Genomic DNA, 9,717 nt, shown 5'->3' on the forward strand with positions numbered 1-9,717 from the left:
AGTCCGTCACGCCCCCCGGAGCCGGGGATCGCGACGACCGCCGGGCGGGACTCTCCTAGGCCTCGACCTCGGAGCGGTCACCGGACCAGAGGGTGTGGAAGGAGCCCTCGCGGTCCACCCGCCGGTAGGTGTGCGCGCCGAAGAAGTCTCGCTGGCCCTGGATCAGGGCCGCGGGCAGGCGCTCGGCCCGCAGCGCGTCGTAGTAGGCCAGCGCGGTCGAGAAGCCGGGCGCCGGAATGCCCAGCTCGGCCGCCTTCACCACGACCCGCCGCCACGATTCCTGCGCCAGGGTCAGGGCGTCGGCGAAGTACGGGGCGGCCAGCAGGGTGACCGGCTTGGTCTCCGCCTCGTAGGCCTCACGGATGCGGTCCAGGAAGACGGCCCGGATGATGCAGCCGCCACGCCAGATCGTGGCCAGCGAGCCCGGGTTGATGTCCCAGCCGTACTCGGTGCTCCCGGCCCGGATCTGGTCGAACCCCTGGGCGTAGGCGACGATCTTCGAGGCGTACAGGGCCTGCCGTACGTCCTCCGCGAAACCCTCGCCGGCCGATCCGGCAGTGGCGCCCGCGGGCCCCGGCAGGGCGCGCGAGACCTCCCGCAGCTCCGCGTGACCGGAGAGCGAGCGGGCGAACACCGCCTCGGCGATCCCGCTCACCGGGACGCCCAGGTCCAGCGCGATCTGCACCGTCCACCGGCCGGTGCCCTTCTGCTCGGCCTGGTCGGAGATCACGTCCACGAGCGGCTTGCCGGTGGCCGCGTCGACCTGCCGGAGCACCTCGGCGGTGATCTCGATGAGGTAGGACGACAGCTCGCCCTCGTTCCACTGCTCGAAGACGTCCGCGAGCTCGGCCGGAGTCAGGCCGAGCCCCTGCCTGAGCAGGTCGTAGGCCTCGGCGATGAGCTGCATGTCGGCGTACTCGATGCCGTTGTGCACCATCTTGACGAAGTGCCCGGCACCGTCGGGGCCGATGTGCGTGCAGCAGGGCACGCCGTCGACCTTCGCGGCGATGTCCTCCAACATGGGGCCCAGAGCCTGGTAGGACTCCTTCGAGCCGCCGGGCATGATGCTCGGCCCGAGCAGCGCCCCCTCCTCGCCGCCGGACACTCCGGCGCCGACGAAGTGGATGTCGCGCTCGCGCAGCGCCGCCTCACGGCGACGCGTGTCGAGGAAGTGTGCGTTCCCACCGTCCACGATCATGTCGCCCGGCTCCAGCAGGGGCGCGAACTCTTCGATCACCGCGTCAGTGGGGGCGCCCGCCTGAACCATGATCAGAACGCGCCGAGGGCGCTCCAGCGCCGCGACGAGCTCCTCGGGAGTGTCACAGGCGACGAAGGCGCCCTCATGCCCGTGCTCCTCGATCAATGCCTTGGTCCTGTACTGCGACCTATTGTGTACAGCCACCGTGTGTCCGTGCCGGGCGAGGTTACGGGCGAGGTTCGCCCCCATGACCGCCAGTCCCGTTACACCGATCTGTGCCTGAGTCATGTCTCTTGCACTCCTTTTCACGTCCAAGAATGACAGTCTGCACCTTGGACGGTTGAGAGGATGCAAAGGGTCCAAGACAGCGACAGGCCCGGACACCCGTGGGTGTCCGGACCGGTCGCCTTGTGCAGAGGATTAAGGAATTTTCAGGAGGTTGCAGGGGGCGGTCAGCGGCTGCTGAGCGTCGGTAGTCCTTGCTCGTTCACGGGCGGGATGATGGTCTGCCCTCGGAGCCAGTGGATCGTGCGGATGACCCCGTCGCCGTAGCCGGGGGAGTGCTGACGCCCCCGGCCGAGCTGCCGGGAGACATCTTCGGCTGCGGTCTCTTCCCTGCCGAGGTTGAGCCCGGTCGGTCCGTGCATGGGGCGCGGCGTGTCCCGGATGGGGGACTTCGAGCGGATGCCGAGCACCCACTCACACACGGCGATCGTTCCCAGGCACCAGGCCCCGTCCCACTCGGTCGGCGCGTTCGGCCGGCCTTCCTTGGCCCGCTCGATGATCTTGTTGAGCTCTTCCTCGCTGCGCACTACCACGCCACGCCCGCCGACCAGGTGTCCCCAGCCCCCGGGGGGCTGGCGACCGGGGATCGGAATCCCGTCCTTGGCACCGATCAACCATCTCAAGGCGCTCACCACACCGTCGGCCGGAATGATCCGGCCCCGGCGCTCAACTCGCTCGGCGGCGTCGATCTCCGCACGCGCGTCGGCGACGGTCGGCACACCTCCCGATGCCGGGCGGCCGCTGATCGGCGCCTGGTCGCGCTTGCCCAGAGCCCAGAGAATCGCTTCTCCCTGTCCGGTTGGGGCCGACTCAGGGTAAGCGGCCTCCCATTCCATGATTGCGTCGAATACTGCCGTAACGTGTTCCGGCGGTCGCCGCACAGCGGGGCTCGCCTCGCTCTCTGCGGTCGTCATGGTCCCACCGTACGAGTAACTCCCTCGCCGTTCCAACACGGAGCCGCATCATCAGGGCTCGAACGAGCCCTTCCGGGACGGAAACCAGCCCTTCAGGGACGGAACCGGGTGCCGGGTTTCTCCGATCCGAGGACGTTGCCGAGGCAGCGGTAGACCCTCCTACCGCCCTCAAACTGCTCCTTTGAGGGCGGTAGGACCGTACTTTGCCACTTGGCGGCCGCGATGGAGCGAGCGTCTCCATATCGGGATGCGAGCATGATCGGCGTGGCGCACACTTTTTTTACCGTCGGATGTTTCTCCAGGGCCCTTGAGTCGTAGGTGAGGGAGTCCGAGGGCAGGGGGGCGATCGCGAAGGTCTCCCAGACATGGGACTCCTCGCAGGCGATCCTCTTGACCGAGACGTCGCCCATGACGTCAAGAAGGCCGCTCCAGCACTCCGCCTCCTTCACGCACGCGGCCCGCGCGCCCGGCACCGCCGCCGCGGGGCAGGAGGCCGTCTCCGTGGCAACCTCCGGGGCCTTCGCGGGGACGGTTCCGTTTTTTGTGAGAGTGTCCGGGGGAGCGTCGCCCCGCGGAGGCGGTGGGAACGGTGGTGGGAACGGCGGCGGTTGCTGCCAGCCGAACGGGTTCTGGCCGCCGTTCTCGAGAAACATCACTCCGACGCCGGCCACCAGCAGGATCAGGAAGGCCGCGGCCACCGCGACGTACACCTGGGAATTCGACGTGCCATGCGCGCCGGCGGCCTTCATCGGAGCCTGGGTGCTCGCGGACCTCCGCAGGCCGGGGGAGGTCAGATGCGTGCGGATCGGCTCCCTGCCCGCCGCTGGGCGGACGGGCGGCATGCCGTACGGCGAGGGCGCGCTCGCGGAGGGCTGTGCCGATGGGGAGGCCGGTGGGGAGATGGGGTGCGGCGTGGGCCGGGGCGCCGGGGCGCCGTGATCCAGGTGCAGGTCGATGAGGGCGTCCCGCAGCGCGGCGACGGATGGGGTGCGCTGCCCGGGATCGGTGGCCATGGCCTGCCTGAGCAGGGCGGTCAGCTCCGGCGGCACCCCGGGGATGTCCGGGATGGGCAGGCGGTGCAGGGCCACGACGACCGCGAGGTTGACCACGCCACCCTCGGGAAACCGCGGCGGGCGGCCCGACAGCAGCGCGTAGAGCGTGGCGGCGAGGGAGTAGACGTCCCCGGCGGCGGAGGGTTCGGTCAGCTCGAACGCCTCGGGCGGGGCGTAGGCCGGAGTGAGCGACTCGCGGGTCACCGAGACCTCTGCGCCCGAGGACGGCATGGTGGCCAGGCCGAAGTCGGCGAGGACCACGTTGCCGTACCGGTTGATCAGGATGTTGGCGGGCTTGATGTCGCGGTGCAGCACTCCGGCGGCGTGCGCGGCCGACAGCGCGTCGGCGATGCGGATGCCGATGTCGGCGACCTCGGCGGGGGGCAGCCGCTTCTCGGTCCGCATCCGGTCCGACAGGGACCCGCCGGGGCACAGCTCCAGGACCATGTACGGCCGGCCGTCGGGAAGAACCCCGGCGTCGTAGACGTGGGCGACGTGCGGATGGCCGGAGAGCGATCCGGCCGCGGTGACCTCGCGCATGAAACGGCGCCGATCCCGCTCCGAGACCAGCACCCGGTTGTCCACCTTGAGCGCCACCTCGCGCTCCACGGCCAACTGCCTGGCCCGGTAGACGATTCCGTAACCGCCCTGGCCGAGCACACCGGACACTGCGTAGCCCGGTACCGCAATGGCACCTGTTTCGGCCACTCGCCACCTCCTGAAGACGAGCGGCAGGTTACCGGATTTTTACTTTTATTCCGGTTGTACTTCTGTTCCGGTTCTATAAGCCTTCCCGCTTGAGGAGGCGCGTGTTCCACGCCCTCATCCGGCCCTCCGAGAGCGGTGCGCGTCCCTTGCTCAAGGAGCGGTGCGCGTCTCCTGCTCCACCGGAGTCGCGATGTGCGTTTCCTCTCCGAAGCCCGCCGGGATCAGAGCCGGCGCCGCGCTCCCGACGGAGGTCCGGCTCTCAGGTCCGCCAGATCAGCACCATGGCGCTGTCGTCGTCGCCGTGGCTCAGCTCCCTGATGAGAGCCGCCGCCTTGTCGTAGCCCTGCTGGACGAGGATTCCGGCCTGGCCGAGCAGCCGGTCGATGCCGGCGTCGACGTCGGCGCGTGATCCCCACATGCCGTCGGTGAACAACATCAGCGCGTCACCCTTGCGCAGGGTGCCCTGGACGCTGTCCCACCGGGCGTCGGATACGACGCCCAGCGCGATGCCCTGCGCTGTGCTCAACTCCCACGCGCCGCTGCCACGCCCGAACTTGGCGGGTGGCGGATGGCCGGCACAGGTGATGACGTAGCGTCCGGTGCTCAGGTTCAGGTCCAGATGCACGGCGGTGACGAGGCCCTCTCGCCCGTCTTCGCGCATCAGGTAGGCGTTGCACGCGGGCAGGAAATCGGGGGCGGGCGTGGCTCCGAGCAGTCCCCCGAAGGTTCCGGCGAGCATCATCGCCCGGCTGGCGGCGTCGCCGCCCTTGCCGGAGACGTCGACCAGCGCGACCTGAAGGTTGTCGCCCTCCTGACAGGAGACAAGGAAGTCGCCTCCGAACAGCGACCCGGGAGCCCGCCGGATGACGGCCTTACGGCCCCAGCCGCGCGGCAGCGTCGGCATCTGGCACATTCTCTGCAGCCGCTGTTTCAGCTCGATGAGAGCCTGATCACCGCGCAGGCCGTAGATGCCGACGCCGCCGCGCATGTGCGACAGGCGCAACGCCAGCCCTGCCACCACGATGAGCGCGATGAGCTGGGCAGGCTGTACGGCCGCGGTGAGCGTGATGACCACGGAGATGACGGACGCGGTGGTGAGGAGACCCATCGCGGGTAACCGCAGGCGCAGGCCGCCGAGCAGCAGGATCGGGGCGAGCAGGATCGGCGGTGCCCACCCGGTGCCCACCGTGGCACTCAGCGGGCCGACCGCGAGTGCCGCGGCGGTCAGGGTGACCAGCAGCAGCCGATAGCGGGCGACGCCGGGCCGTCGCAGGATGAACGTGCCCCGCTCCGGCGGTCGTCCTTCTCCCGAGGCGGAGTAGAACACTTCCTCGCCGGGGGACCACACGCTGCGGACGATCTCTTCTACGGGCATCGGTGTCTCGCCTGCGGTAGAGGGCCGGTTGGGCCGACTTTATCGGCAGGCCACCTGACCGGCGAGGATGAACCGCCGTGGTGGACCGGTTGATTTGACGAGGTAGACGAGGGTCCATAAAGTTCACCAGACCTGAGGGAGACGACGGCAACGTCGGGTCCCCGGAACCCTCCCCGAACACATCCACCCTTTGGGATATTTATGTCCCAAAACGGTCTGATTCGACACGAATCGGGTGGTGGAGTAAGTTTGAGGGGTTGCCCTGGAAACGGGGTCGCTCGAATTTCTCTAAGATAAGCAAGATCGAGTCAACTGGTTGAAAATGAGCTGGTTTGACACGAAAAAGCGGGTCTGAAAGAATAAGGGCACAACGAAAGAATACAATAAAAAAGAACGAACGCCCCGGACGTCGGGCCCGTAACAGGGTCGGCGGAGGGTGTACGCGTCCGTTTCTTGAGAACTCAACAGTGTGTTAAAAGCCAGTGCATGATGCACAACCCCGTTCATCCCACCCCTTTAGGGTGGGGGACGGATTCCTTTGGTTGATACATCCGCTCTGACGTCTGTGCGCCATCTGTGGTGCGCGGAACCGAGGACGGGTGCTTTCAGCTGGGGTGAACTTTTTCAGACATTGTTTGGAGAGTTTGATCCTGGCTCAGGACGAACGCTGGCGGCGTGCTTAACACATGCAAGTCGAGCGGAAAGGCCCTTCGGGGTACTCGAGCGGCGAACGGGTGAGTAACACGTGAGTAACCTGCCCCCGACTCTGGGATAAGCCCGGGAAACTGGGTCTAATACCGGATATGACACCTCCTCGCATGGGGTGGGTGTGGAAAGTCTTTTCGGTTGGGGATGGACTCGCGGCCTATCAGCTTGTTGGTGGGGTAACGGCCTACCAAGGCGACGACGGGTAGCCGGCCTGAGAGGGCGACCGGCCACACTGGGACTGAGACACGGCCCAGACTCCTACGGGAGGCAGCAGTGGGGAATATTGCGCAATGGGCGAAAGCCTGACGCAGCGACGCCGCGTGGGGGATGACGGCCTTCGGGTTGTAAACCTCTTTCAGCAGGGACGAAGTTGACGTGTACCTGCAGAAGAAGCGCCGGCTAACTACGTGCCAGCAGCCGCGGTAATACGTAGGGCGCAAGCGTTGTCCGGAATTATTGGGCGTAAAGAGCTCGTAGGTGGCTTGTCACGTCGGGTGTGAAAGCTTGGGGCTTAACTCCAGGTCTGCATTCGATACGGGCTGGCTAGAGGTAGGTAGGGGAGAACGGAATTCCTGGTGTAGCGGTGAAATGCGCAGATATCAGGAGGAACACCGGTGGCGAAGGCGGTTCTCTGGGCCTTACCTGACGCTGAGGAGCGAAAGCGTGGGGAGCGAACAGGATTAGATACCCTGGTAGTCCACGCTGTAAACGTTGGGCGCTAGGTGTGGGGACCTTCCACGGTTTCCGCGCCGTAGCTAACGCATTAAGCGCCCCGCCTGGGGAGTACGGCCGCAAGGCTAAAACTCAAAGGAATTGACGGGGGCCCGCACAAGCGGCGGAGCATGTTGCTTAATTCGACGCAACGCGAAGAACCTTACCAAGGCTTGACATTGCCCGGAAACACTCAGAGATGGGTGCCTCTTCGGATCGGGTGACAGGTGGTGCATGGCTGTCGTCAGCTCGTGTCGTGAGATGTTGGGTTAAGTCCCGCAACGAGCGCAACCCTTGTTCAATGTTGCCAGCAACACCTTCGGGTGGTTGGGGACTCATTGGAGACTGCCGGGGTCAACTCGGAGGAAGGTGGGGATGACGTCAAGTCATCATGCCCCTTATGTCTTGGGCTGCAAACATGCTACAATGGCCGGTACAGAGGGCTGCGATACCGCAAGGTGGAGCGAATCCCTAAAAGCCGGTCTCAGTTCGGATTGGGGTCTGCAACTCGACCCCATGAAGTCGGAGTCGCTAGTAATCGCAGATCAGCAACGCTGCGGTGAATACGTTCCCGGGCCTTGTACACACCGCCCGTCACGTCACGAAAGTCGGCAACACCCGAAGCCCGTGGCCCAACCAGCTTGCTGGGGGGAGCGGTCGAAGGTGGGGCTGGCGATTGGGACGAAGTCGTAACAAGGTAGCCGTACCGGAAGGTGCGGCTGGATCACCTCCTTTCTAAGGAGCACCGGCCGCGTAGCGGAAGCTGCGGGGTCTACGTCACGGTCAGGGGCGAATGTTTCCTGCGTGACACGCTCATTAGTGGAGCACTGGCTAATCGGATGATCTGGGTTCGCCTGGGTCGGTTGGTACCGCCTGAACCCCCTTTGGGGGTGCGGGAGTGGGAAGATCGGCTGGGGAATCGGGATGGGTCTGGACACACTGTTGGGTCCTGAGGAAACGGGCCATGTCGCAGCTGCCGCCGTCGGGTGGCGGCTGTGATGCCTGCCCTGCGATGTTGATCGCGGGGTGGGTGCCGTTGTTCCTCGTGTGCGGGACCGCTCTCCGATCACATCGGCTCATAGGCAAGTGTTTACGCGCTTGGGTGTGGGTGTCTGGTGGTCGGGTGGATGCGGTCGCTGTTTGTTGTTTGAGATTTGCATAGTGGACGCGAGCATCTTTGTGGCCAAGTTTTTTAGGGCACACGGTGGATGCCTTGGCATCAGGAGCCGATGAAGGACGTGGGAGGCTGCGTTAAGCCCCGGGGAGTCGCCAACCAGACTTTGATCCGGGGATGTCCGAATGGGGAAACCTAGCACCAGTCATGTGGTGTTGCCTCCGCCTGAATGTATAGGGCGGCTGGTGGTAACGCGGGGAAGTGAAACATCTCAGTACCCGTAGGAAGAGAAAACAAATAGTGATTCCGTGAGTAGTGGTGAGCGAAAGCGGATCAGGCTAAACCGTTCGCGTGTGATAGCCGGCAGGCGTTGCGCGGGCGGGGTTGTGGGACCCTCTAGCAGGAACTGCCGTTCCTGCAAACAGTAAGAAATCAGTGGGATAGTCGAAGCCTCTGGGAAGGGGCGCCGTAGACCGTGAGAGTCGGGTAGGCGAAATCCTGTTGACTGTTTGAGGGGATCCCAAGTAGCACGGGGCCCGAGAAATCCTGTGTGAATCTGCCAGGACCACCTGGTAAGCCTAAATACTCCCTGATGACCGATAGTGAACAAGTACCGTGAGGGAAAGGTGAAAAGCGCCCCGGTGAGGGGTCGTGAAATAGTACCTGAAACCGTGTGCCTACAAGCCGTAGGAGCGTAAACAAGGCTTGCCTTGTTTGTGATGTGACTGCGTGCCTTTTGAAGAATGAGCCTGCGAGTTATGGTGTGTGGCGAGGTTAACCCGTGTGGGGGAGCCGTAGCGAAAGCGAGTCTGAATAGGGCGCTCTTTAGTCGCATGCTGTAGACCCGAAGCGGAGTGATCTAGGCATGGGCAGGTTGAAGCGCGGGTAAGACCGCGTGGAGGACCGAACCCACCAGGGTTGAAAACCTGGGGGATGACCTGTGTTTAGGGGTGAAAGGCCAATCAAACTCCGTGATAGCTGGTTCTCCCCGAAATGCATTTAGGTGCAGCGTTGCGTGTTTCTTGCCGGAGGTAGAGCACTGGATGGCTAATGGGCCCGACAAGGTTACTGACGTCAGCCAAACTCCGAATGCCGGTAAGTGAGAGCGCAGCAGTGAGACTGCGGGGGATAAGCTCCGTAGTCGAGAGGGAAACAGCCCAGACCACCGACTAAGGCCCCTAAGCGTGTGCTAAGTGGGAAAGGATGTGGAGTCGCAGTGACAACCAGGAGGTTGGCTTAGAAGCAGCCACCCTTGAAAGAGTGCGTAATAGCTCACTGGTCAAGTGATTCCGCGCCGACAATGTAGCGGGGCTCAAGTACACCGCCGAAGTCGTGGCATTCACACAATAGCTGAGCCTTTGTGGTTTAGGTGTGTGGATGGGTAGGGGAGCGTCGTGCGGCCGGCGAAGCAGCGGAGTGATCCAGCTGTGGAGGCCGTGCGAGTGAGAATGCAGGCATGAGTAGCGAATCAGAAGTGAGAAACTTCTGCGCCGGATGACCAAGGGTTCCTGGGCCAGGCTAATCCGCCCAGGGTAAGTCGGGACCTAAGGCGAGGCCGACAGGCGTAGTCGATGGACAACGGGTTGATATTCCCGTACCCGCTACGATGCGCCAATACTGAATCCAGTGATACTAAGGGTCCTTAAGTCCCC

4 protein-coding genes and 2 rRNA genes (1 of these 6 cut by a window edge) are annotated in these 9,717 nt (G+C 64.5%); 2 read left to right on the forward strand and 4 right to left on the reverse strand.

What is annotated here, in order from left to right; all coding sequences use genetic code 11:
* Window positions 1-55 precede the first annotated feature (55 nt).
* The 4 genes from gndA to DKM19_RS17045 form a co-directional block, all read right to left on the reverse strand.
* On the reverse strand, window positions 56-1,486 hold the full coding sequence (gndA, locus tag DKM19_RS17030; RefSeq protein ID WP_110696542.1) for an NADP-dependent phosphogluconate dehydrogenase: 1,431 nt from the start codon (window positions 1,484-1,486) through the stop codon (window positions 56-58).
* A gap of 164 nt (window positions 1,487-1,650) precedes the next feature.
* The gene (locus DKM19_RS17035) at window positions 1,651-2,202 is read right to left on the reverse strand and encodes a hypothetical protein (protein WP_143653100.1); all 552 of its coding nucleotides are present in this window, start codon (window positions 2,200-2,202) and stop codon (window positions 1,651-1,653) included.
* Between the two features lie 287 nt (window positions 2,203-2,489).
* A complete protein-coding gene (locus DKM19_RS17040) occupies window positions 2,490-4,157 on the reverse strand; it encodes a serine/threonine-protein kinase (RefSeq protein WP_110696543.1) in 1,668 nt (555 codons plus the stop codon).
* A 259-nt stretch (window positions 4,158-4,416) separates the two neighbouring features.
* Window positions 4,417-5,532 carry a PP2C family protein-serine/threonine phosphatase gene (locus DKM19_RS17045; RefSeq protein ID WP_110696544.1) on the reverse strand — a complete coding sequence of 372 codons (1,116 nt, stop codon included), beginning with the start codon at window positions 5,530-5,532 and terminating at the stop codon, window positions 4,417-4,419.
* Between the two features lie 632 nt (window positions 5,533-6,164).
* On the opposite strand from DKM19_RS17045, the gene DKM19_RS17050 reads away from it, so the two are divergent.
* Both DKM19_RS17050 and DKM19_RS52950 read left to right on the forward strand, forming a co-directional pair.
* A 16S ribosomal RNA gene (locus DKM19_RS17050) occupies window positions 6,165-7,686 on the forward strand.
* 446 nt (window positions 7,687-8,132) lie between these two features.
* A 23S ribosomal RNA gene (locus DKM19_RS52950) occupies window positions 8,133-9,717 on the forward strand (it continues 1,553 nt past the right edge of the window).
* Together the 16S and 23S rRNA genes form the textbook arrangement of a ribosomal RNA operon.

The organism is Streptosporangium sp. 'caverna' (assembly GCF_003203775.1).
Taxonomy (GTDB): domain Bacteria; phylum Actinomycetota; class Actinomycetes; order Streptosporangiales; family Streptosporangiaceae; genus Streptosporangium; species Streptosporangium subroseum.

What these genes read in the sequence shown, in the direction of transcription:
- gndA (WP_110696542.1), bottom strand. Translation starts at nt 1,486, where the DNA reads ATGACTCAGGCACAGATCGGTGTAACGGGACTGGCGGTCATGGGGGCG.
- DKM19_RS17045 (WP_110696544.1), bottom strand. Translation starts at nt 5,532, where the DNA reads ATGCCCGTAGAAGAGATCGTCCGCAGCGTGTGGTCCCCCGGCGAGGAA.